At 64.0% G+C, this 23,637-nt stretch carries 18 protein-coding genes and 1 tRNA gene; 5 read left to right on the top strand and 14 right to left on the bottom strand.

Features of this window, described 5'->3' with window-relative positions:
• The first annotated feature begins 36 nt into the window (after positions 1-36).
• The 4 genes from AC25Z0_RS11640 (at position 37) to AC25Z0_RS11625 (ending at position 4,464) form a co-directional block, all read left to right on the top strand.
• Positions 37-2,625 (top strand): transglycosylase domain-containing protein, encoded by a 2,589-nt coding sequence (locus AC25Z0_RS11640; protein WP_488119819.1) that lies wholly within the window; start codon positions 37-39, stop codon positions 2,623-2,625.
• A complete protein-coding gene (locus AC25Z0_RS11635; RefSeq protein ID WP_488133307.1) occupies positions 2,622-3,605 on the top strand; it encodes a metallophosphoesterase in 984 nt (327 codons plus the stop codon). The genes AC25Z0_RS11640 and AC25Z0_RS11635 overlap by 4 nt, the downstream gene beginning before the upstream one ends.
• A gap of 105 nt (positions 3,606-3,710) precedes the next feature.
• Positions 3,711-3,787, top strand: a tRNA-Pro gene (locus AC25Z0_RS11630).
• 167 nt (positions 3,788-3,954) lie between these two features.
• Positions 3,955-4,464, top strand: coding sequence for a VanZ family protein (locus AC25Z0_RS11625; RefSeq protein WP_488119817.1), 510 nt, complete (start codon positions 3,955-3,957; stop codon positions 4,462-4,464).
• 19 nt (positions 4,465-4,483) lie between these two features.
• Here AC25Z0_RS11625 and AC25Z0_RS11620 read toward each other — a convergent pair whose 3' ends face one another.
• From AC25Z0_RS11620 to AC25Z0_RS11595, 6 genes are all read right to left on the bottom strand, one after another.
• On the bottom strand, positions 4,484-5,560 hold the full coding sequence (locus tag AC25Z0_RS11620) for an alkene reductase (protein ID WP_488119816.1): 1,077 nt from the start codon (positions 5,558-5,560) through the stop codon (positions 4,484-4,486).
• A 180-nt stretch (positions 5,561-5,740) separates the two neighbouring features.
• The gene (locus tag AC25Z0_RS11615) at positions 5,741-7,054 is read right to left on the bottom strand and encodes a UDP-glucose dehydrogenase family protein (RefSeq protein WP_488119815.1); all 1,314 of its coding nucleotides are present in this window, start codon (positions 7,052-7,054) and stop codon (positions 5,741-5,743) included.
• Between the two features lie 84 nt (positions 7,055-7,138).
• Positions 7,139-8,233, bottom strand: a complete 1,095-nt coding sequence (locus AC25Z0_RS11610; RefSeq protein WP_488119814.1) for a hypothetical protein — start codon at positions 8,231-8,233, stop codon at positions 7,139-7,141.
• Positions 8,215-9,393 carry a sensor histidine kinase gene (locus tag AC25Z0_RS11605; protein WP_488119813.1) on the bottom strand — a complete coding sequence of 393 codons (1,179 nt, stop codon included), beginning with the start codon at positions 9,391-9,393 and terminating at the stop codon, positions 8,215-8,217. Before AC25Z0_RS11605 ends, AC25Z0_RS11610 begins: the two co-directional genes overlap by 19 nt.
• 68 nt (positions 9,394-9,461) lie before the next feature.
• Complete coding sequence (locus AC25Z0_RS11600; protein WP_488119812.1) at positions 9,462-10,115, bottom strand: response regulator; 654 nt, start codon at positions 10,113-10,115, stop codon at positions 9,462-9,464.
• Between the two features lie 136 nt (positions 10,116-10,251).
• Positions 10,252-10,875 carry a thymidine kinase gene (locus AC25Z0_RS11595; RefSeq protein WP_488119811.1) on the bottom strand — a complete coding sequence of 208 codons (624 nt, stop codon included), beginning with the start codon at positions 10,873-10,875 and terminating at the stop codon, positions 10,252-10,254.
• A 130-nt stretch (positions 10,876-11,005) separates the two neighbouring features.
• Here AC25Z0_RS11595 and AC25Z0_RS11590 point away from each other — a divergent pair, with 130 nt between their 5' ends.
• Positions 11,006-12,115: an Rv2578c family radical SAM protein gene (locus tag AC25Z0_RS11590; RefSeq protein ID WP_488119810.1), complete on the top strand. Its 1,110-nt coding sequence runs from the start codon at positions 11,006-11,008 to the stop codon at positions 12,113-12,115.
• A gap of 2 nt (positions 12,116-12,117) precedes the next feature.
• Here AC25Z0_RS11590 and AC25Z0_RS11585 read toward each other — a convergent pair whose 3' ends face one another.
• The 8 genes from AC25Z0_RS11585 to AC25Z0_RS11550 form a co-directional block, all read right to left on the bottom strand.
• Positions 12,118-13,605: a malate:quinone oxidoreductase gene (locus tag AC25Z0_RS11585; protein WP_488120446.1), complete on the bottom strand. Its 1,488-nt coding sequence runs from the start codon at positions 13,603-13,605 to the stop codon at positions 12,118-12,120.
• Between the two features lie 39 nt (positions 13,606-13,644).
• Complete coding sequence (locus AC25Z0_RS11580) at positions 13,645-14,094, bottom strand: DUF1801 domain-containing protein (RefSeq protein WP_488119809.1); 450 nt, start codon at positions 14,092-14,094, stop codon at positions 13,645-13,647.
• Positions 14,091-16,538, bottom strand: coding sequence for an EAL domain-containing protein (locus tag AC25Z0_RS11575; protein ID WP_488119808.1), 2,448 nt, complete (start codon positions 16,536-16,538; stop codon positions 14,091-14,093). The genes AC25Z0_RS11580 and AC25Z0_RS11575 overlap by 4 nt, the downstream gene beginning before the upstream one ends.
• A 9-nt stretch (positions 16,539-16,547) precedes the next feature.
• Entirely contained in the window at positions 16,548-17,609 is a 1,062-nt protein-coding gene (locus tag AC25Z0_RS11570) for an aspartate-semialdehyde dehydrogenase (protein WP_488119807.1), read from the bottom strand.
• 234 nt (positions 17,610-17,843) lie between these two features.
• The gene (locus AC25Z0_RS11565; RefSeq protein ID WP_488119806.1) at positions 17,844-19,121 is read right to left on the bottom strand and encodes an aspartate kinase; all 1,278 of its coding nucleotides are present in this window, start codon (positions 19,119-19,121) and stop codon (positions 17,844-17,846) included.
• A 153-nt stretch (positions 19,122-19,274) separates the two neighbouring features.
• On the bottom strand, positions 19,275-20,378 hold the full coding sequence (locus AC25Z0_RS11560; protein ID WP_488133306.1) for a hypothetical protein: 1,104 nt from the start codon (positions 20,376-20,378) through the stop codon (positions 19,275-19,277).
• Between the two features lie 72 nt (positions 20,379-20,450).
• On the bottom strand, positions 20,451-21,050 hold the full coding sequence (gene recR, locus AC25Z0_RS11555) for a recombination mediator RecR (RefSeq protein ID WP_488119804.1): 600 nt from the start codon (positions 21,048-21,050) through the stop codon (positions 20,451-20,453).
• Positions 21,051-21,065: 15 nt separating this feature from the next.
• Positions 21,066-23,528 carry a DNA polymerase III subunit gamma and tau gene (locus tag AC25Z0_RS11550; protein WP_488133305.1) on the bottom strand — a complete coding sequence of 821 codons (2,463 nt, stop codon included), beginning with the start codon at positions 23,526-23,528 and terminating at the stop codon, positions 21,066-21,068.
• Positions 23,529-23,637: the final 109 nt, after the last annotated feature.

Below are 23,637 nucleotides of genomic sequence, written 5' to 3'. Positions count from 1 at the left end.
GGTGGTTTTTCAGCTTTGTCCCTTACGCTCAATTGTATGTCTGCCAAAAAACGAACGGCGAGAGGAACCCTCGGAGGTTTCCTTGGCTTGATCGGGATGAGCGCCGTTGCCGGTGTCCTCGTAACAGCCGCCGTAACCCCTGCGTTGGCCGTGAGCGGTATGGCCGCGAGCAACACCATCGGTATCTTCGAGAACCTGCCTGAGTACCTCGCTGTTGACCAGCTCTCCCAGAAGAGCAACATCTACGCGATGAACTCCGAGGGTGCGCCAGTACTGCTGGCCTCCTTCTACGACCAGAACCGGGTTGAGGTCGCCTCTGACCAGATCAGCCAGTTCGTGAAGGACGCAGCGGTGTCCGGTGAGGACCCGCGCTTCTTCGAGCACGGCGGTGTCGACCTCGAAGGAACCGTCAAGGGAGCTGTGAGCACTCTCACCAGCGGCTCCGCGCGTGGTGGATCGTCGATCACCCAGCAGTACGTGAAGAACGTCCTGGTGCAGAAGTGCGAGTTGCTGACCGACGAGGTCGCACGCGACGATTGCTACGACGACGCCACCAGAACGAGCGCCGACCGCAAGCTCAAGGAAATGCGCTGGGCTATCGGCGTTGAGAAGAAGTACTCCAAAGACGACATCCTGCGCGGCTACCTGAACATTGCCGGCTTCGGCGGCAGTGTCTATGGCATCGAATCGGCCGCGAACTACTACTACAACACGACTGCCGCGAACCTGACGCTGCCCCAGGCCGCCAGCCTCGTCGCAATCGTGAACAACCCGGTCAAGTTCCAGCTCGACAACCCGGAGAGCGAGACGAACGGCGCGGCCAACGGCTATGCAGCCAACAAGGACCGTCGCGACTATATTCTCGGCGAGATGCTGAAGTACGGCACCATCGCCAAGGCCGACTACGACGCTGCCATTGCAACGCCGATCGAGCCTGTCATCACAGAGCCGAGCACCGGATGCCAGACCGCCGGCGGCAGCGCCTACTTCTGTGACTACGTCACCTCGATTCTGAAGACCGACCCCACATTCGGTGAAGACGAAGACACCAGGTTCGCCAACTTCAAGCGCGGCGGATACGACGTGTACACGTCACTCGACCTCGAGCTCCAGGTCGCGGCCGAGAACACCATGCGCGAGAACGTGCCGCAGACCTACGAGGACTGGGATGTCGGAAGCGTGATCTCCAGCGTCGAGGTCGGCACCGGGCGCGTACTGGCCATGGCCCAGAACAAGGAGTACAGCCAGGACCCGGCCGTGCTCGAGAGCGGCCCGCAGTACACCAGCATCAACTACAACACCGACATTGACCAGGGTGGATCGAGCGGATTCCAGCCCGGATCAACCTACAAGGTATTCACGCTCGCTGACTGGCTGAAGGAAGGCCACTCGTTGAACGAGCGAGTCGACTCCAAGCGCAAGTCAGACTGGGGAACCTTCAAGGACAGCTGCCTCGGCAACCAGTCATTCCCCGGCTACAACCCGAAGAACGACTCCAACGAGAGCGGATCCAACTACAGCGCCCTCGAGTCGACGGTGGGCTCCATCAACACCGGCTTCATCGGCATGGCCAAGAAGCTTGACCTGTGCGGCATCCGCAAGACAGCTGAAGCGTTCGGCGTGCACCGGGCAGACGGAGACGACCTCCAACAGGGAGTCAGCTCCGTGCTCGGCACCAACGAGATCGCACCGCTGACGATGGCGGCCGCATTCGCCGGCATCGCGAACAACGGCAACACCTGCTCACCCGTCGCGATCGACAAGATCATCGGCCCTGATGACACCGAAATCGCGATCCCGAAGTCCACGTGTGTGCAGTCCGTCGACCCGTCGGTCGCGGCCGGCATGACCTATGCCATGCAAAAGGTCATGACGTCCGGTACGGCGACCTCGTCGTACAGCAGAACTTCTCCCCGCGTTCCCATGATCGGCAAGACCGGTACCACGGATGGCAACAAGGACACGTGGATGACCGGAGCCAGCTCCAAGGTCGCCACCGTCGTCGGCGTCGTCAGCGTCACCGGCGACATCAACCAGCGCAATGTGTCATTCGACAGCGGTTCGGCCGCAACGGCACGTCACCGCATGTGGCCAGACGTGATGTCGGTCGCGAACGCGAAATACGGCGGAGACGATTTCGCTGAGGCATCGTCCAGCGTGATCCAGGCCGTTCAGGTTCCCGTTCCCGATCTCCGCGGCAAGTCGATGTCTGAAGCCCAGTCCACGCTTGAGTCTGCCGGATTCAGCTTCGTCGACGGCGGCGTCACCGACTCAGAGATGCCGGTCGGAACTGTCGCAGGGACTGACCCAGCCGGCGGAACGAACGCGAGCAGGGGATCGACTATCACCGTCCACTCCAGCAACGGTTCACTTAAGTTGCTGCCCAACGTTGTTGGGATGGACGAGAACGGAGCCAAGTCAGCGCTCGGCGGATACTCGATCGACAAGAGCGAGCAGAATGTGACCGACAGGTCGCAGGACGGCAAGGTCATCTTCATGGAGCCCGGCGCGGGAAGCGCGGTCAAGTCCGGCAGCAAGATCGCCCTCGTCTTCGGTAAGTTCGCAGAAGGCGGCGGCGGCAACGGCGCCCCCGGAAATGGCAACAACGGGAACGGCAACGGATGACGTCCGTACGGGGTGGCAGCAGGGGCCTAGGCACCGTTGCCACCGCTCTCGGTGCCGTAGGACTCGCCGCCCTGGCGTGGGGATCACTCGTGGAACGAAATCGATTCACGCTGCGAGAGGTGACGGTTCCTGTGCTGCCGCAGGGGGCTGCCCCCATCCGCATCCTGCACCTGTCTGACCTGCACATGGCACCGTGGCAGACGGCCAAGCAGGAGTGGGTGCGCTCACTCGCCGATCTGGAACCAGACCTCATCGTCGACACCGGAGACAATCTGGGACACGAGGACGGGGTCTCAGGGATCGCGTACGCCTTTGAACGGTTCAGCGGCATCCCTGGCGTCTTCGTGAACGGCTCGAACGACTACTACGGCCCGACGACGAAGAACCCCTTCAGGTACTTCACCGGTCCATCACATCGCCCCACCCCGTCGGCACCCCGGTTGGATACCGACGCCCTGCTCCAGGTCTTTGCAGACCTCGGCTGGCTCGACCTCAACAACGCGGCAGCGGCGCTCGATGTCAACGGCACCCACCTGGAGATGTTCGGCGTCGACGACCCGCATATCGGCCGCGACAGGCTGGAACTCATCACCGCAGCCATCGATGACCTGCGAGCAAACGATCCGCTCTCCGACGAGACCTGGCCAGACCCCGAACAGTCAGCCGAACCTCGCTCAACCCTGACTCTTGGAGTGGCCCACGCGCCGTACCAGCGGGTGCTGAACTCCTTCGTCAACCACGGGGCAGAACTCATCCTCGCCGGCCACACGCACGGTGGACAGGTGTGCGTTCCCGCCTTCGGCGCCCTGGTCACCAACTGCGACATCCCACGCGACCAGGTCAGTGGCTTGAGCCTGTGGCACGCGGGACTCCGGTCTGCGTTCCTCAACGTCTCTGCAGGACTTGGCACATCCATCTATGCTCCCGTGCGGTTCGCCTGCCCACCAGAAGCAACGTTGCTCACCCTCATTGCCGCGTAGGCGTGCACCAATAGGCGGGAATACTCTGGGGAAATCAGTACGGGCGCCGAAAGGGTCACGAGCACCCCTCGGAAGCGTCTATACTTATTGAGGCCCAACAGCCATCGGGGTATGGCGCAGCTTGGTAGCGCGCGTCGTTCGGGACGACGAGGTCGCAGGTTCAAATCCTGTTACCCCGACCAGATAAAAGGTTCCCACTCTTCGGAGTGGGAACCTTTTTCGGTTAACAATTCTGGTCGCCGATCACGGTCGCCAATCTCCGTCACCATCTTTTGCCGCGCTGTCCGCTGACCTAGTCTTGTCGCACTGCGAGACTCGCAGCACGCACGCGAAACCATCGGATGGCACTGTGACCGACGAACGACCCGACACATTGTTCACTGCCACACAACCCACCGAGCTGCGGATCCTCCGCCGGGTCACGCTGTGGAGCACCGCCGTCTACGTGGTGCTGCTGGCGCTGATCGCCTTCTGGGCGACATCCGTCGACGGCTCTGTGCACGACCTGCTCGCGGACAGGCTCGTGCTGTGGCGCAGCCACGGTGCCCCTGAGTGGCTGCGGTACGGCGCGATCGAGTTCGCAGCAAACGTGCTGCTGTTCGTCCCACTCGGCGTGTGCATTGTTGTGCTTCTCGGCGCACGACGGTGGTGGCTGGCCATCGCGTGTGGCGGCGTGCTGAGCGCGGCCATAGAACTCACGCAGCTGCTCTTCCTCCCAGACAGGTCGGCCTCTGTTCGAGATGTCCTCGCGAACACCACAGGGACCGCGCTCGGAGTCACCATCGGCCTGCTGCTGGTCTACGGCGTCGCTCGAGTGTCAGCCAGACGATCGGCTGCCACTCGAGCGACGAGCGGTTAGATCAGGGCCAGAGCCAGGGCTAGGCGAGGACCAGACGCGGGTAGTCGGTGTATCCGACCGCACTGGGGCCGTAGAAGGTTGAGTAGTCTGGCTCGTTCTCGGGGTGCTCACCCATCCAGCGCTCCAACAGGTCGGGGTTGGCGATAGCAGCGCGCCCAACGGCCACGGCGTCAGCATGCCCGGCCTCGAGCACGGCCTCGGCCTCCAGGCGCGTCGTCGGTGAGGCGAAACCGGTGTTGACGACAATCGGTCCGGCAAAGCGACGACGCAGATCCTGCACGAGGCTGCCAGCCGGTTCTGCGTGCAGGACGTCGAGGAACGCGAGGTTCAGCGGGGCAAGACCATCGACAAGCGCGCCATACGTGGCGGCCACGTCGGCGGCATCCGTTTCAGCAATGTCCTGGATGTTGTGCTCAGGAGAGATGCGCACCCCCACAACACCAGAACCCAGCGCCGCTACGACGGCAGTCGCCACCTCAATGCCGAACCGGGCACGATTCTCGGGGCTGCCCCCATAGTTGTCGTCGCGAATGTTCGCCGCAGGGGAAAGGAACTCGTGCAGAAGGTAGCCATTGGCGAAGTGAAGCTGCACACCATCGAGCCCGGCCCGCATAGCGTTCACTGCCGCCTCGACGATCTCGGCCTGCACCGCTGGCAGTTCCTCTGTGCTCAGCGCGTGGGGAACGGGGTATGCCTCCTTGCCATTCGGGGTGTGGAGCTCGCCCACAATGGCGATCGCACTCGGTGCGACGATTCGGCTGGTGCCCGTGATGGATGTGTGTGAGACCCGACCTGAGTGCATCACCTGCATCACGATCTTTCCGCCGGCCGCGTGAACGGCATCCGCGACGCGCGCCCACCCAGCGATCTGCTCCTCGGTGTGGATACCAGGCTGGCCCGAATACGCCCTCGATTCAGGACTCGGGTACACACCCTCCGTCACGATGAGCCCCAGTGAGGCGCGCTGTGCGTAGTGCTCAACCATCAGGTCGGTCGGTACGCCGTCGGCGCTGGCCCGCAGGCGAGTCAGCGGCGCCATGACCAGGCGGTTGGACAGTTCAATGTCGCCGAAGGCGACGGGAGAATACAGGTTCACGAGAGTGAGGCCTTTCGCATTTCAGAAGTGGCGTGCAGGCCGCTGGATGGCGACAGCGGAGGTCACGGCCGCCATCGACTCCGCGTGCGAGACTTCCGCGCACCTTTTATCCAACCCGATGAAGCGCCACCGCATTCCTCAGCAGGCACGTAACCCGCGTGGCGCAGTCTTGAGTACCCGCTACGGGCGCCCGAGGCCGTAGTACGACCAGCCGGCGGCGCGCCAGGCCGCTGGGTCATATGAGTTGCGGCCATCGACCACGACAGGGGTGCGCACGAGTGACGCGACCCACACCGGGTCAAGCGCCCGATACTCGGGCCATTCCGTCACCAGTACGACAACGTCTGCGTCGCGCAGCGCGTCGTCGAGTGACGCCGTGTAGCCGAGTTGCGGATGCCTGGCGCGGGCATTCTCAATGGCTTCAGGGTCGGTCGCCACTACGTCAACGCCGAGGCCGTGCAGCTGCACGGCAACATCGAGCGCCGGCGAGTCACGCACGTCATCGGAGTGCGGCTTGAAGCTGAGGCCGAGTACCGCCACCTTGGACGTGTGCAGGTGGTCGCCAAGGGCAGACACCGTGAGTTCGACGACGCGCTGTCGCCTGCGCAGATTGATGTTGTCGACTTCCCTGAGGAACGCGACGGAGTCCCCCCTGCCCAGTTCCTCAGCGCGCGCCGTGAATGCCCGAATGTCCTTGGGGAGGCATCCGCCGCCAAACCCGACGCCGGCGCCCAGGAACTTGCGGCCGATCCGGTCGTCGTAGCCGATGGCATCCGCGAGCTGAGTGACGTCGGCTCCGGTCGCCTCGGCGATTTCCGCCATGGCGTTGATGAAGCTGATCTTGGTGGCGAGGAAGGCGTTCGCCGACACCTTGACGAGCTCCGCGGTGGCGTAGTCGGTGATGACCAACGGCGTCTCGGCCGCGATGGCCGACGCGTAGACCTCATTCAGGAGGGCAGTCGCGTGGTCGCCGGTCTCGCCGGATGGAACGCCATAGACCAGGCGATCAGGGGTGAGCGTGTCCTGCACGGCGAATCCTTCGCGCAAGAACTCCGGGTTCCAGGCCAGTGACGCGCCACGACCGGATGCCTCAACCAACTCGGCAAGGCGGGCGGCGGTTCCGACCGGTACAGTGCTCTTCCCCACAACCAGTGACCCCACAGCGAGGTGAGGGATCAACGCTGTCACTGCGGCGTCGACATAGGTGAGGTCGGCGGCGTAGCTGCCGGCCTTCTGCGGAGTTCCGACGGCGACGAAGTGCACCTGGGCATCGGCAACAGCCGCGATGTCGGTGCTGAAACGCAAGCGGCCAGTGCTCAATGCTGAGGCAAGAACCTCTGGCAGGCCAGGCTCGAAGAACGGAGCTTGTCCCGCGGAGAGCTGTGCGATCTTGTGCGCGTCGACATCGACGCCGACGACGTCGTGCCCCAACTCGGCCATCGCCGCAGCGTGCACCGCGCCCAAATAACCACAACCAATAACCGACAGCTTCACTCGATGCACCTCACCCTTGAAGTGTATCGGGCGGGTATCTGCGTCTGCGGCGAGGCCATAGTGGCGCGCTATCCCGCCGTTGGTTCAGCGGGTGAGCACTGTGCCGTTTCGAAGCACAGAGATCATCGTGTGTTCGTCGGCCTCGATGACCAGGGTCGCAGCTTCCGCGCGCCCTGCAGGCAAGACCCTGGCCGTCAACCGACCAGAGCGCAGCCTGTCCAGCTCGGCTGCCACCATTTGTGCGAGAGAGTCGACGTCGAATGATGGATGGTCCCCGCCATCGTCGAGCAGGATGACTTCGATGCCTCGCGCTCGCGCCCGTCGCGCTGCGTCGGTCAGCGGCTCACGGCAGAGCGAACGAGCCCTCATCGCGTCGCGCAATCCGGCCTCGACCAGCAGGCAGTCCGCCCGCTCTGCATCGCCGGGCTCATGCTGGTTGGCGAGCCGTTCAAGGGCCGGACGCGCCAGCGCGTTGATTCGATCCAGCTGGGCCTTGCGCTCCATGATGGCGGCAGTCTGGGTGGCCTCCACTTCCGCTCGGCGAAAACGTGCGATATTCAGCGCTGCCAACGTGCGTGCAGTGCGCTGGACGCTCACCGCGACCAGCGTTCCGGCCAGCAGTGTTCCCGCATGTCGAATCACGAGATTGACGCCGACAGAGACGCCCAGATCGTTCACGGAGGCCCAATAGATCGTGATCGCAGCCATGGCGGCGTACCCGAACCATGCCAACCCCCCACGACCGCGGAGCGCCATCACGAGGAGCACCATGGTGATAGCACCGAGATGCCACTGCGAAAACGGATTGCTGGTGCTGGTCGGCAGCTGGAAGAACCTGAGCAGCATCGTGACGGCGCAGAGTGCCAGGATGACCCACGCACGTTTCACGGGCATCCGGATGCCCACATCTCCCATCAGCCCATATGCAGCCAGGGCCGCCGCAATGAAGGCGGGGATTTCCAGCACCAGCCCAGCGCGCGGATCGTCGTCGGTAAACGCCAGTACCGCGTGCACCGCGATGAAGAAGACCAGGATCACTCGCGCCGTCGGCAGCGAGATGCCCAGCATCTCAAAGGTCGAGCTGGGCTCAGTACCAGCGGATGCCTCGGCGCTGGCAGCTGGTCCCTCGGCGTGAGGCGCGGCCTTCTGGCCTGCTGATCTCAGCTTGCTGCCGACCATGAGACCTCCACCTCAGTGCCCTGTCCCGGTTGCGTGCGCACCAGAGCAGCTCCCCCGTTCACGCGCTGCATGCGACCAATAATGCTCTGGGCGATTCCGAGACGCTCAGCCGGAACTGCCGACAGGTCGAAACCGACACCGTCGTCGCTGACCGTGATGCGCAGCCCTGAACCGGACATCTGTGCCACGATCGTGCGCCGTACCGGACGGCTCAGCGTTCCCTGGGCGCTGGCGAGCGAATTACGGATGGCCTCACTGACCGCGCCGAGCATCGCGGTGGCAGCCGCGGAGGGAATCACGCTCGAATCGACGATGTCGTGGCGGAGGACACTCTCCTCGTCGAGGTCTTTCACCGCTGTCACCAGCCGAGCAACGAAGTCATCCCCGCGCACTGTCCGGTCAAGGTGCGGCACACCGAGCGCGTCGAGCTGGGCGAGCGTTGAGGAGGCATGCCTCGACAGCACATCGCTCGGCACGGCACTGCGCCCCGCGAGCAGCAGGGTGGAGATGACGCTGTCGTGCACGATGGCATCGATATTCAGGCGTTCCTGTTTGCGCGACACCCTGGCAGCTCGTTCCGCATAATCACGGCGCGCGGCAACAACCGCGGCGTCGAGCCGTGCAGCCGCAAGCTTGGTCGACAGCGCGAGTCCAACGACGACGGAGACCAGGAGCAGCGAATAGAGAGCATCCTCGAAACCGGTGAGCGCAGCATTCGGCTGCGCCGACGCTCGCCCCCTGATCACCCCACCGAGTGCGCACATGATGCCGGCGTAGCCCCAGATGATCCGTGTATCGCGGGTGACGGCCACAACGCAGAGCGCCGGCAGCCCCGTGAACGTGATGATCCACGGCACGTCGGCATCGGCCGGAAACCGCCCGCCCGGAAACGCGAACGCGGCAACAACGGCGAAGAAGAAGGTGCTGGCGCTCACCATGGCCAGTGTCCGCATCACGGAAATCGGCGCCCACTGTGACATCACGCCAAGGGCGAGAGGAATACCGAGTACCAGCAACCACACGGCGATCGCCGTCGCAGCCGGGTACACGCTGAACTGCGCGAAGACCGATGTCACGGAGAGACCGCCGAACACCAGGGCGATCAAGCCGATCGCGGCGTATAGCGTGCGCGTCATCCGCTCTGTTGCTGTTCCCGTCACCCGCCGGGCTCGACGCTGGCGGCCAGATCGACGCGGTCGACGATATGAAGCGGCCGCAGCCGGGCCGGTCACCGCTGGCCAGGCATGGGCAGGATGCCGTCCTCCAGCGCTCGCTTATACAGGTCGATCTTGGTACTCGCCGGCCGACCGACCCGCTCGTACTTTGACCGGACGCGACGAATGTAGTCAACAACGGTCAGCTCTGACAGCCCGGTGCGGCTGGCAACCAGCGGAGCTTTCGCCCCCGCCGCGTACAGCGACAGGACTTCCCGCTCTCGGGGGCTCAATGCGGCATCCGCCAGGTCGGGATCTCCGTCCAGGGCTGCGGCCCACTCCGTGGACAGGATGGGCTCCCCCGATGCCGCCCTGGCCACGGCGTCAAGCAGCACGGCTGTCGGCTCAGATTTGCGCACGACGCCCAGTACCCCGCCCCGCGCAGCAGCACGCATCAGGTTCGCGTCGTCTCCGCCCGTGAACGCCAGCACCTGGGCACCGCTCGCGCGGAGTCGCTCTACGTTGTCGGACACCATCGACCCGTCGGACAGACGAAGATCAAGGATGACGAGGTCAACGCCTTCCATGGCAGCCCTGGACTCAAGCAGGTTCGTCACACTGTCCGTTGTCGCCACCACGACGATGTCGGGGATGGTCGAAAACAGATCCGCGAAACCTCTCACCACTATCTCGTGGTCGTCGATCAGAGCCACACGGAAACTGGCCATCAGGTCTTCCCTCCTGCGCGTCGTGACACCCACATGCCACGGATGCGACACTCCGTTGCACTCAACCTAGGGCACGATGGCCACCAGCTCACAGCGGGAGACGGAGAATGTCTGGGCAGGAGACGACGTGTCGGCCCTACGACGCCCGGCGGCGATCGTTCAGGATGCCGCCGCTCTCTTCGAGATAACAGGCTCCACAGAGCGATTCGTACGTGACCATGTCGCCGTCGATCGCAACCTGGTTGCCGTCGAAAACGAATCGTTCGTTGATCTTCCGGCCGTTGAACACAGCCTTACGCCCGCAGCGGCAGATCGTCTTCAGCTCTTCGAGGCTGTGCGCGATCTCCAGGAGACGGCGGCTGCCAGGGAATGCGACAGTCTGGAAATCGGTGCGGATGCCGTAGGCAAGCACCGGAACATTCTCCAGGATTGCGATTCGCAGCAGGTCGTCGACCTGTTGCTCTGTAAAGAACTGGGCCTCGTCGACGAGCAATGCGCTGACGTCGAGCCCCGTGGTCGCGAGCACACCCTGGCGGTGAGTCTGAAACAGGGCGTAGACGTTGGCGGTCGGCGACATGAGGAAATCGACGTCGCGAGTCACTCCGAGGCGAGACACGATATGGGTATCACCCCTGGTGTCGATCGACGGCTTTGCGAGCAGCACGCGATGACCACGTTCTTCGTAGTTATATGCGGCCTGCAGCATGGAAGTGCTCTTCCCGCTGTTCATCGCTCCGTATCGGAAATAGAGTTTCGCCATTTGCGAATGCTGTCCGTTCTGGGTTGTGGGTGCTCGCGCGCGCCGCCGGTGCCAGGCAGCCCGTTTTACATTACTCGATCCCCCTTGAGCTCACCTTGCTTAAGATTCGAAGATGTGTTCGAATTGGACAATGAGATGGAGCAGCCAGGAACTACAGACAGAGCAGGCGGGCACCCTGCCGGGTCTTGCCAGGCTCAACAACCTGGTGCGCAGCGTTCAGACGCCGGAGTTTGCCGGCATCACTTTTCACGAGGTGCTCGCGAAGTCTGCGCTCAATCGGGTGCCAGGGCAGAGCGCCATGCCCTTCGGCTGGACGATCAATCCATATCGCGGCTGTTCGCACGCCTGCACATACTGTTTCGCGCGTCCAACACACACGTACCTTGATCTGGACTCAGGGGCCGACTTCGACAACGAGATCATCGTCAAGGTCAACGTCGCTGAGGTGCTCCGCACCGAGCTGGCCAAGCAGTCGTGGGGCAGACAGGGCGTGGCTCTCGGCACCAACACGGATCCGTACCAGCGCGCAGAGGGCCGCTACCGGCTCATGCCGGGCATCATCGCGGCCCTTGCCCACTCGGGGACGCCATTCAGCATCCTGACCAAGGGCACATTGCTCCGCCGCGACCTCGACCTGATCGCTGAGGCCGCAGAGCATGTTCCGGTGGATCTCGCCATGTCGATCGCCATCTACGACGACGAGCTGCAGCAGTCGGTAGAGCCAGGCACGCCAACGACCAAGGCCAGGCTTGCGACGGTGACCGCCGTCAGGGAGCGAGGGCTCGAGTGCTCGGTGTTCCTCATGCCGATCCTGCCGTTCCTCACCGACACCAAGGCGCATCTCGACGACGCCCTGCGCCAGGCGAAGGCCGCGGGAGCAACATCGGTGGTCTACACCGCGCTGCACCTGCGGAGCGGCGTCAAGGACTGGTACATGAGCTGGCTGGCGCGCGAGCACCCTGAACTGGTCACCCGCTATCAGGAGCTGTACCGCACGGGAGCGTACGCCCCCAAGGACTACCGCACCTGGCTGGCCGCACGCATCAAGCCGCTCATTCGCGCCAACGGGCTTGAGCGCAGGCACGAGCAGCGGATGCCTGACGTTCGGTCGTCAGCGCTCGGCGGGATGCGAGACGCCAACGGTGAGCGTCGCGCAGCGTTGCTGAACTCGATGTCGCCGAACTCAGTGTCGCTCATTGCGGAGGAGTTGCCCCCAGAGCTATCGCCGACGCTGTTCTGAGATTATGCGGGCAGGTGCAGCGCTGCTGCGGTTGCGGCCAGCGACGCCGCTGCCGCCTCCGGATTGCGGGACAGCGTCGTACCGAGGCTCGGCACCATCTCCTTCAGCTGCAGCTCCCACTCGACGTACTCCTCAGGGAAGCACCGCTTGAGCAGGTCGACCATGATCGGGGCGGCTGTTGATGCTCCCGGCGATGCCCCAAGCAGACCGGCAATGCTTCCGTCGGACGCCGTGATGACCTCGGTGCCGAACTGCAGCACGCCCCCCTGCTTGGCATCCTTCTTCATGACCTGCACACGCTGGCCGGCCGTGATCAGTTCCCAGTCGGCGAGCTTGGCCGTCGGCATGAATTCCTGCAGGGCCTTCAGCTTCTTCTGGCGCGTGGCGACGAGTTCTCCGGCGAGATACTTCATCAGGTCGAAATTGTGCCTGGCGACCGCGAGCATCGGACCGATGTTGTGGGCGCGAATGGAGAACGGCAGATCGAACCAGGTGCTGGTTTTCAGGAACTTGGGCGTGAAACCGGCGTACGGACCGAACAACAGCGATGCCTCGCCGTTCACGACACGGGTGTCGAGGTGCGGAACAGACATGGGCGGGGCGCCAACGGCCGCCTTGCCGTAGACCTTTGCCTGGTGCTTCGCCACGATGTCTGGGTTGCTGGTTTTCAAGAACTGACCACTGATGGGGAACCCACCGAAGCCCTTGATCTCGGGGATTCCGCTCTGCTGGAGCAGGGCGAGCGCGCCGCCCCCTGCACCGACGAACACGAACCGGGCGTTGACCGTCTTCTTGTAGCGGCCGACGAGGTTCATCAGCTTGACGCGCCAGGTGCCGTCGCTCTGCTTCTTGAGCCCGGTGACCTGGTGGTTGAGGTGAAGGGCGGCACCGCGCTTGGTCAGGTCGTCGAACATAAAGCGAGTGAGCGCACCGAAATCGACGTCGGTGCCTGACTCGATCCGCGTGGCTGCGATCTTCTGCTTCGGGTTGCGCTTCTTGGTGAGGAGCGGCGTCCATTCGCCGATCTTCGCCGGGTCGTCACTGAACTCCATGCCCTGGAACAGCGGCTGGTCTTTCAGCACATCAACGCGCTTCTTCAGGTACTCGATGTTCGCCTTGCCGTGCACGAAGGTCATATGCGGCGTCGCATTGATGAACTTCTCCGGTTCGGGCAGCGCGCCGATTGAGACGAGGTGCGCCCACAGCTGACGGCTGATCTGGAACTGCTCGTTGATGCTGACAGCCTTGTCAGCGCTCACCGTGCCATCCGCCGATTCCGGCATGTAGTTCAGCTCGCAGAGCGCGGCGTGGCCGGTACCTGCGTTGTTCCATGGGTTCGAGCTCTCCTGGGCAACAGCGCCCAGTCGCTCGTAGACCTCAATGGTCCAATCTGGCTGCAATTGCTTGAGGAGAGTGCCAAGCGTGGCACTCATGATTCCGCCGCCAATGAGGACGACGTCGACGGGGGCCTGAGAATTCACGCTTTTCAGTCTATCGAGGCAAAGCTGTGCGGCCGCACGAACGCGCGGTCAGCGCGGTCGCTGCCGCTCGTACTGGGCGATGAAGTCGTCGACGGAGACGGATGCCACGGTGCGGGCGATGATGTCAAGGTCAAGATCGGCCAGTGTCCTGAAGCGCAGGCAGCTCTTGCCCATGTCGAGCGTGAGCCCGGTTGCGGCCCACTCAGCTTTGAATGCGGCATCCGCTTCTGGATAGCTGTGAAGACCCATCAGGTACAGGGAGTTGTAGTTCTTCTGGGCAGCGAGGCTGACGTAGGCCAGTGGCTGTGTGTTGTACGTGTTCGGAAAGCGCGCCAGCGGGACGACGAAGCCCGGCATTCCCCAGTACATGCCGAGTTCGTACCCAGCGGGCATCGCATCCCACAGCGTCTCGATGACCGGATACAGGACCGCACGACGGTCTGAAGTGAGGTCGGCAAAGTAATGCTCAACCTCGGCAGGCACGTGCGTTTTCTTCATTCCTCCAGCGTACTCGCGAGCCCCAGGGCGCCCGCCGGCACGAGGGCGAGGCCGCCGTGGGTGTTCAGGCGCTCAAGGGTCTGGCTCAGACTCTGGGGAACGCCGTAGTGGAAGCCCTGCGCATTCCGGATGCCGAGCGCCGTCAGGTGTTCGGCCATCGCCTGGTTCTCCACCCCTTCGACGATCATCGAGTACTCAAGCTTGTCGCCGAACCCCTGCAGTGCCGTGAGCACCTCTCGCTGCCGGATGTCGTCGAGGTCGTCGATGAGGCTCTTGTCGATCTTCAGGATGTCCATCGGGATTCGGACCAGCGAGTCAACGGATGAATCCTGCGATCCGTAGTCATCCACTGCGATCATGATGCCGAGATCGCGAAGATATTCGGTGTGGGCGCGAACAGGCTCAGACACCATCGCCAGCGATCCCTCGTTCAGCTCGAGACAGATGGTGATGTCGGAGTAGCGCTCGGCCAGTTCTTCGATGAAGGTGCCCACTCGCCCCGCCAGCACCTGGGGCGCGTCGATATTGATCGTCATGCAGGCAATGTGGCGATCAATCGCCCTGAACTGGGCGGCGGCGGCCATCGCCTTCTCTGATACCTGCACCGTGAGCGCATCCATACGGCCGAGGGCCTTGGCCTTCTCGATCAACATCGACGGCGAGATCGAACCCAACTGCGGGTGCGTGTACCGCACCAGGGCCTCGAACGCCCAGATTCGGCCGGTGAGCAGATTGACGATGGGCTGGAATGCGACCTCAAGCAGGTCTTCCTCGATTGCCCTGACCACAATGTCGTTCACCTCGAACGAGCGGTGGTTCGCGATGTTCAGGCTGCTTGACTTCGTGGTGCCACCCTGCCGGGTTGAACGGCGATTGCGCTTGATGGCGAGCATCGCATTGTCGGCGTCAGCCACGAGTTGCTTGAGGTCGGTCTCCCTGTGGGCAGAGTACGCGAGCCCGACACTGAGCACGGGAGTGACTTCCAGCTCTCCGATAGTGAGGGGAGCGCACGCCTCTGCGATGATCTCTTCAGCCAGCAACCTGGCATCCGCCAACGATGACAGCTGGGTGAGGGTGATGACGAATTCGTCGCCGCCGACCCTGGCCACAACGTCACGGGCCCGCACTGCTCGTGTCAGCCGCGCGCCAATGTTGCGGAGAAGCTCGTCGCCCACCTGGTGGCCGTGCTGGTCATTCATCCGCTTGAAATTGTCGAGGTCGATGAACATGACGGCAATGGCCTCCGCGTATTCGCGGTTGTCATTGATGTTGGCCAGCGCCTCCTGGAACGCGCCATAGTTCGGCAGCGTCGTCAGCGAGTCGGTTTGTGCGCGCAGCGTGAGTCCGCCGATGTTGTGCCTGCCCTCTGTCACGACGTCCGCTGTGCGGGCGAGCGCGATGAGAGCATGGCGGTCATCGATGGTGAACGCGCCATCCATGGCGTCGCGGCGCGCAACGACGTACTGGCGCCTGCCCATGGTCAGGACGACGGGCACCCCGATCTCGCCTGATCGCGGAGGTTCGTCCCGCACTTCGACCAGTTCGGCACCGATGGCGTCCGCCGCGACCCTGCATAGTTTTCGTGCCAGGCGCGCGGATGCCTCAGCTTCGGAGATCGCCGCGAAACCGACCATGTTGTTCGCCCTGGCGGTGAGCCTGTTGCTGGAACTGAGGGCGCTCGTCCCTGCGATCAAGCCGTTGAGACGACGGCGCATGATGTTCATCGAGACCGGGAGCTTGATCGCCACGGCCGTCGCCGTCAGTGCAAGGAGCACGACGACGGTGTTGATTGCCGTTGCCCCTTCCCCGTTGTTCAGGAGGACGACGCCGTACTCACTCCGAGATGCGATAACGCCTCCAGCCAGCGCACACCCGATGAACGCCAACGCCGTACGGGTCGGCGAGAGCAGCGACCGCCCGTCGAGATCCGGTGTGTTCTTCGTGAGTCGCATACGCAACACCTCGATGATCGTGATGAAGAGGACGTAGTCGCTACACGCGATGGCCATCGCCCAGAAGACGTCCATTCCGTGGTTCTGAAGCACGAAGGCGAGGCCGGCGGTCATCGCAGTTCCGATACCCGCAAGGCCAGCGCTGTAGAGCGCCACAGACACATGACGCGTCCTCACGAGAATGATCGCCATCACGCCAATGACGATGACACCAATGCTGATGAGCTCAGGTACAACCGCCACCAGAGCGGGGAACGCCAACACCGGCAGGCTGAGCACCGGGGTACGGTGCCTGACGCTGCCGACCCTGATCCACAGAACCTCCAGCGTCGCTGCGCACACCGCGCCCACAAATGCGACCAGCCACTGCCAGGATGGCCCCGCGACCAGCAGGACGAGTGACGCAGCCACCATGATCACGGCCAGTCCAGCGACAATGCTGAAGGCGACGCGCTTCACGCCTCGCGCCTGGGAATACCCATTGACGGGCATGGGATGCTGCTAGACCGCGAGCAGGTCGGCTGCGACAAGTTCTGCGATCTGCACGGCATTCAGAGCCGCGCCCTTTCGCAGGTTGTCATTGCTGATGAACAATGCGAGACCGCGGTTGTTCGGCACGCCGGGATCTTGCCGGATGCGGCCGACGAACGACGGATCCTGGCCTGCGGCCTCAAGGGGGGTTGGCACGTCAGTGAGCACGACGCCAGCCGCGTCGGAAAGGAGTTCCTGGGCGCGAGCAACAGAGAGCGGATTGGCGAACTCAACGTTGATCGACAGTGAGTGGCCCGTGAACACCGGGACGCGCACGCACGTACCGCTGACCAGCAGGTCGGGGAGCTCAAGGATTTTGCGGCTCTCGTTGCGCAGCTTCTGCTCTTCGTCTGTCTCGAACGAGCCGTCGTCGACAATGTTGCCCGCCAGCGGGATCACGTCGAACGCAATGGGGCGCACGTACTTGACGGGCTCTGGCATGGTGACGGCACTGCCGTCGTGCACGAGCTGCAACAGGTTGGTGTCTTCTGCGGCGACGCGCACCTGCGTGGCGAGTTCTTCGGCACCGGCGAGGCCACTGCCGGAGACAGCCTGATATGTGCTCACGATCAGGCGCTCGAGGCCGGCCTCGTCGTGCAGTACCTTGAGCACCGGCATGGCAGCCATGGTGGTGCAGTTCGGGTTGGCGATAATGCCCTTGACCGCCTGCTTGATGGCGTCCGGGTTCACCTCGCTGACGACGAGCGGAACCTCGGGGTCCATGCGCCAGCCGGAGGAGTTGTCGATGACTGTCACTCCGGCTGCGGCAAAGCGCGGAGCCTGCGCCTTCGACAGGGTGGCACCGGCCGAGAAGATGGCAACGTCGAGTCCAGTCGGGTCGGCGATCATGGCGTCTTCAACCACGATCTGCTCGCCCTTCCAGGGCAGCGTCGTTCCGGCAGACCTGGCCGACGCAAAGTAGCGGATGCTGGCAACCGGGAAGTCGCGCTCCTCAAGCAGGCGACGCACGACGGCACCGACCTGTCCGGTGGCTCCGACGACGCCGATGTTGATTCCTGCGGAGTTGCTCACTTCGTTCCTCACTCTGTCGCTATGCATAACTCCTGCAATTTTGCCGGTTCGAGGTCGCAATTGGGGTATTGCGCCGACTTTGGCAGTAAATGCAGGAGTTATGCGCGCTAGTTGTCGCTGGGGATAGGCCGGGAGACTGGCCGGGTAGCTGATGGCCGGCGATTGAGCCGGCTTGCTGGCTGTCTGGCTGGCTGGCTGGCTGGCTATCTGGCTGGTTATTGGCTGCGGATGCAGTTAGCGGCCGGTGCCACCGTGGACTGTTGCCTCGTCGTCACCGTCGAGACCGAAAGCGGTGTGCACGACGCGCAACGCCTCGTTGATTGTGTCAGCGCGGGTCACGACAGAGATGCGAATCTCGCTCGTCGAGATCATTTCAATGTTGATGCCCGCTTCGAACAGCGCCTCGAACAGCTTGGCCGAGACGCCGGTGTTGGTGCGCATGCCGGCGCCGACGAGTGCCAACTTGCCGATCTGGTCGTCGTACTGCAGGCCGACGAAGCCCACGTTGTCCTTCTCGTTCGTGAGGGCGGTGAGTACCTGCTGCCCCTCCGACTTCGGCAGGGTGAACGAGATGTCGGTGAGGCCAGTTGCTGCAGCTGACACGTTCTGCACGATCATGTCGACGTTCGCGTTCGTCTTGGCGACGATCTTGAAGATCTGCGCTGCCATGCCTGGAATGTCGGGAACGCCCACGACGGTGACCTTGGCCTCGCTGAGGTCCGCGGCAACTCCGGCGATTATTGGCTCTTCCACTGTGTCTCCATTCACGACTGACGCACTGTTGTTGTAGACGATGGTTCCGTCGTTGTTGTTAAAGGACGATCGCACGTGCAGCGTCACACCGTGGCGACGGGCATATTCCACAGCGCGAATGTACAGCACCTTGGCGCCGGCTGCCGCGAGCTCCAGCATCTCTTCGCTGGAAATACGGTCGAGTTTGTGCGCGCGCGGTACCACGCGGGGGTCGGCGGTGAAGATGCCGTCGACGTCGGTGTAGATCTCGCAGATATCTGCGCCGAGAGCGGCGGCCAGTGCGACGGCCGTCGTGTCTGATCCACCGCGACCAAGGGTCGTGATGTCTTTCGTGTCGCGGCTGAAGCCCTGGAATCCCGCAACGATAGCGACGGCGCCTTCATCGAGTGCGTCACGGATGCGGCCGGGCGTAACATCGACGATGCGCGCGGCGCCGTGACGGGCATCCGTGATCATGCCGGCCTGGCTCCCCGTGAACGATCGGGCGTCGTAGCCCATGCTCTTGATCGCCATAGCGAGCAGCGCCATCGAAATGCGCTCACCAGCGGTGAGCAGCATGTCCAATTCCCGGGGCGCGGGAATCGGGGTTACCTCGTGCGCGAGGTCAAGCAGTTCGTCGGTGGAATCGCCCATTGCAGAGACGGCGACGACGACTTCGTTGCCTGCCTTGCGGGTGTCCACGATGCGCTTGGCCACGCGCTTGATGCTTTCGGCGTCGGCGACGGATGATCCGCCGAACTTCTGCACAATCAAGCTCACGTGACGCTCCTGAGGGTTGGGTAGCACGGGCACGGCCCGGGACTCACAGTCTAATTGTTTTGATATTCCACACTCGCCATGTGACGGGGCACCGCCGCGGTGGTGGATGGTGGAACCGGGCACTGCAGGCGCTGACGCAGCAGCACTGCTTGGTTACGCGGCCCCGACCAGTGCAGCCCTGATGATGTCTGCGTGCAGGGCGAGCAGGCCAGCGGTGCGTTCGGCCGGACCGCGGCCGAATCCACACTCCGTGCCGATGCCGAACTCGTCGATGCCCGCTGCGGCAAGAGCCGGCCCGGCGGCGACAATGCGACTGGTGGCGCCGGCGACACCGTCTTCGTGATGCACGAGGCCCAGGAACAGGGAGGTGCCTGCGGCCAGGGTGAGATCGGCCAGCGGCGCAAAGTACTCGTCGTCGTTCCGCTCAATCGGCACCGGCAGGTGAATCCAATCGATCGGCCTGGTGGTTTCGTTCGTCAGACCGTTGGCCACGGCCACAAGCGCGCCGGCATCCGTTGGGTCAAAGAAGTGCCTCTCCCCCACGTCGCCGTAGCAGAGGTGGAATCCGAGCTGGACATCCGCGGGAACAGCGCTGGCGAGCGCGGCCGCGAGCTGAACGCATCCGTCGATGATGGATTCACGGGACGGATCCGCCGCGAGCCAGGGATCCAGCGGACCGCCACCCAGCGATGCGCCTTCGATGTAGGCGAACTCGGTGGCCAGGTCGATTTGAATGGCAAGGTCTGCCGCGGGAATGGCGGCGGCGATTGCAGCGATCTCACGCACCAGGGCAGCCTCATACGCCGGGTACACGCTGGGACGGTCGATGTTCGCAATGAACGTTGTGACAGGAGCGAGCGCTGAGGGCAGGGTGACCTGGAAGCGGGTGTGCTCCCCGATGATCCCCTCTGCGCGAAGACTGAGGAACGCGGCATAGCTGTCGATGGCGGCCTCTGCATAGCCGAGTGCGCCGATGACGAGGTCTGCCGGCGCCACTGAGCCGTCGATGGTCAGCGGGCGCATGTCGAACCCGGCGTGCATGATCGGCTCAATCGGGAGGCGTGACAATCCAGGCGTGGCATCGAAGACCTTGCCCTGGAAGAGCATCCAGTGGAAACGTTCTCCAGCTTCGCCGTCTGGGATGCGCGCCAGATCCGAACCGAGGTTTTCAGCGACGACGCGGAATGTGTCGGTTGCCGTCGGCTGATTGATGGATCCAACAAGGTGAGCACCGCGCACGCGAGGAGTTGCAGTCATTGGCCAATGCTAGTGCGCACGACTGGCGAACGGCTGCGAGCCGGCGGTCCGCAGCATCAGACGGGGCCTGACCTAGCTCGTAACGACCCGCCGACCCTCGAATGCGCGGCCGAGGGTGACCTCATCGGCGTACTCGAGGTCGCCACCAACGGGCAGGCCGGAGGCCAGCCGGGTGACTCGGATTTCGAGGGTGGTCAACAGGCGCGACAGGTATGTCGCTGTCGCTTCGCCTTCGAGGTTGGGGTCGGTCGCGATGATGACTTCCTGCACCACGCCGTCGGCCAGGCGCTGCATGAGCTGGCGAATGCTCAGGTCGTCGGGCCCGACGCCGTCGATCGGGCTGATCGCGCCACCCAGCACGTGATAGAGGCCACGGAATTCGCGGGTGCGCTCGATGGCCACGACGTCCTTGGCTTCTTCAACCACGCAAATGGATGCCGGGTTGCGGCGTGGATCGCGACAGATCGAGCAGGTCTGCTGCTCTGACACGTTGCCGCAGATGTCGCAGAAGCGCACCTTGTCACGCACCTCAAGCAGCACATTGGCCAGCTTGCTCACGTCGAACGTCTGGGTCTGCAGAATGTGGAACGCGATGCGCTGCGCCGACTTCGGTCCGATGCCTGGCAGGCGGCCCAGCTCGTCGATCAGTTCCTGAACGATTCCTTCATACATGGATTACAACCCTCTCTATCGCTGTGCCGGGTTGTACGGCTGCTCTTCGAGGAAGGTGGCACCTAGTATTTCGCGCACGACGGATTCGCCGTATCGCTGCTTCTCTTCAAACGCCGGGGCATTGGCAGAGCGCTCTGCTGCCGGCGGGGTGGCGCGGGCAGGCGCGGCAACGGATGCCGATGCAGTCGACGGGGACGAAGGCGCCGCAGGGGCCGATGCCGGCTGGCCGTGCGACTCATACGGGTCGAACGGCGGTTCTGTCTCAGGCGGCACATCGTCGTCGAATGGCGGCGGTTCTTCGTCGGGCGCTTCCTGGTCACGGGGCGCGGGTGCCGACGATGGGTCAGGCACCGCAACCGGCGCTGAGGAGGCTGAGGTCGACGCAGCGTCCGCGGTGTGAGCCGGCTCCGCTGAGCCTGCAGTAGCGGCCGAGCCCGACCCCGGGATGGCGACAGTGGCCCAGCCCGTTGCCGACGCAGCGGGCGCTGGCACGACTGCGGCTGCGCTCGAGGCGGCAGGCGCGGGGGCCGCGGCCGTGGCCTTCGGACTGCGTCCAGATGGCTTCGATGCTGGCGCCGCCGGTGAGCTGGACGCGGCGACCGATCCGGTATCCCCTGCCGAGCTCTGCTGCTGCGAGGACGCCGGAGCGCTCGGCGCTGCGGTTGCCCCGGTCGCGCTGCCGGCTGAGGCATCTGCGGAGGCCGAGCGTGCGGTGTCTCCGCCGTGGGCGGCATCCGTTCTGGCAATCAACTTGGCCCGGATGCCGAGCACCTGGAAGACGGCTTCCTTGAGGTAGTCGCCGATGCCCTGCCCTGGGGCAGCCTTCTGCTTGAGGCTGTCGACGTCTTTCTGGCTGGGGAACGAGAGCACGAGGATGTCGCCGTCACGCAATTCACGAACGCGCGCGGTGAAGAGCACGAGCCAGGCGTTCATCTTGGTGGCCTTGACCACGTCGAGAACCTGCGGCCAGGCGTCCTTCACCTGCTGGAGCGTGACGGGGCCGACCGGCGTGCTGGGCTTCGCTGGCTCTGTCTTTGTCTCTGGTGCTGCTTCTGCCTGTGGCTCTGCTTCTCGTGACGGCGTCGCCGAAACAGGAGGAACCGACGTCGGGGCGCCTGAAACAGGACGAACCGAGCTGGTTGCGCCATCCGTTCCTGTTTTCGCGACGGGTACCGACCGCGTCGACTGAGCCGACTCCTGAGCCGGAGCGGAAACAGCGGGAGCGGATACCGGCGTGGCTGCGGGAGCAGAATCCGGCGCAGCAGCAGCGGGGACGGATGCCGCGGCCGGCGCGGCTTCGGCGGCAACGCCATCCACTCCGATGCGGCGTTCGAGCCGCTCTACCCTGGCGAGTGCGCCGCGGGTGGTGTCGTCGCTGGCTGGAATCAACGCGCGCGCGATCATCAGTTCGAGGTGGAGGCGGGGCGAGGTCGCGCCGGTCATCTCGGTGAGGGCGGCGTTCAGAATGTCGGCGGTGCGAGACAACTCGGCCGGACCGAATTGCGAAGCCTGCACAGCCATGTGGTCGAGCTCGTCTTGTGGGACGCCGCGCAGCACGGCTGCGGCACCCTCAGCGGATGTCGCGGCCACGATGATCAGGTCGCGCATGCGTTCGAGCAGGTCTTCGACGAATCGACGCGGGTCTTGCCCGGTCTGGATCACGCGGTCGACGGCGTCGAATGCCGCTGCGGAGTCGCGCGCCGCGATGGCGTCGATCGCTTCGTCGAGCAGGGCGCCATGCGTGTAGCCGAGCAGCGCAACGGCGCGCTCGTACTCGACGTTCGACCCGTCTGAGCCGGCCATCAGCTGGTCGAGCAGCGACAGGGTGTCGCGGGGTGATCCGCCGCCGGCGCGCACCACGAGCGGGAGCACGCCTGGAGCGACCTGCATCTTCTCGCTCTCGCAGAGCGTCTGCACGTACTCCAGCATCTGCGCGGGCGGAACCAGCCGGAATGGATAGTGGTGGGTGCGCGACCTGATGGTGCCGATGACCTTTTCGGGCTCGGTCGTCGCGAAGATGAACTTGACGTGCTCCGGCGGCTCTTCGACGATCTTCAGCAGCGCGTTGAAGCCCTGCGGGGTCACCATATGCGCCTCGTCGAGGATGAAGATCTTGTAGCGGTCGCGAGCGGGGGCGAAGATCGCACGCTCACGGATGTCGCGGGCATCGTCGACACCGTTGTGGCTGGCGGCGTCAATCTCGACCACGTCGAGTGAGCCGCTGCCATCGCGCGCGAGCTCAACGCAGCTCGGGCAGACGCCGCACGGGGTATCCGTTGGGCCCTCTGCACAGTTGAGGCAGCGCGCCAGAATGCGGGCAGACGTCGTCTTGCCACACCCGCGCGGACCGCTGAACAGGTAGGCGTGATTGACACGGTTGGTGCGAAGCGCCGTCATGAGCGGATCGGTCACCTGTGACTGACCGATCATCTCGGCGAATGTCTCTGGCCGGTACCGGCGATATAAGGCTGTGACCACGGGTCAATCGTAGTCGGGGCCGCTGACAGAACGCCCGGCGTGCGCCAGATGAGGCCGTTTTGGGGGCAGCGGCTGCTCGGAAAACGACACGCTCATCGCTAAGCTGATG

The organism is Leifsonia sp. Y862, assembly GCF_057669585.1.
This window is presented reverse-complemented; position numbering and strand designations above follow the sequence as displayed.

Excerpts from the sequence above, each read along its gene's own strand:
- AC25Z0_RS11635 (WP_488133307.1), top strand. The coding sequence starts at position 2,622 with ATGACGTCCGTACGGGGTGGCAGCAGGGGCCTAGGCACCGTTGCCACC.
- AC25Z0_RS11590 (WP_488119810.1), top strand. The coding sequence starts at position 11,006 with ATGAGATGGAGCAGCCAGGAACTACAGACAGAGCAGGCGGGCACCCTG.
- AC25Z0_RS11640 (WP_488119819.1), top strand. The coding sequence starts at position 37 with ATGTCTGCCAAAAAACGAACGGCGAGAGGAACCCTCGGAGGTTTCCTT.
- AC25Z0_RS11560 (WP_488133306.1), bottom strand. The coding sequence starts at position 20,378 with ATGACTGCAACTCCTCGCGTGCGCGGTGCTCACCTTGTTGGATCCATC.
- recR (WP_488119804.1), bottom strand. The coding sequence starts at position 21,050 with ATGTATGAAGGAATCGTTCAGGAACTGATCGACGAGCTGGGCCGCCTG.
- AC25Z0_RS11595 (WP_488119811.1), bottom strand. The coding sequence starts at position 10,875 with ATGGCGAAACTCTATTTCCGATACGGAGCGATGAACAGCGGGAAGAGC.
- AC25Z0_RS11575 (WP_488119808.1), bottom strand. The coding sequence starts at position 16,538 with ATGCCCGTCAATGGGTATTCCCAGGCGCGAGGCGTGAAGCGCGTCGCC.
- AC25Z0_RS11580 (WP_488119809.1), bottom strand. The coding sequence starts at position 14,094 with ATGAAGAAAACGCACGTGCCTGCCGAGGTTGAGCATTACTTTGCCGAC.
- AC25Z0_RS11610 (WP_488119814.1), bottom strand. The coding sequence starts at position 8,233 with ATGGTCGGCAGCAAGCTGAGATCAGCAGGCCAGAAGGCCGCGCCTCAC.
- AC25Z0_RS11600 (WP_488119812.1), bottom strand. The coding sequence starts at position 10,115 with ATGGCCAGTTTCCGTGTGGCTCTGATCGACGACCACGAGATAGTGGTG.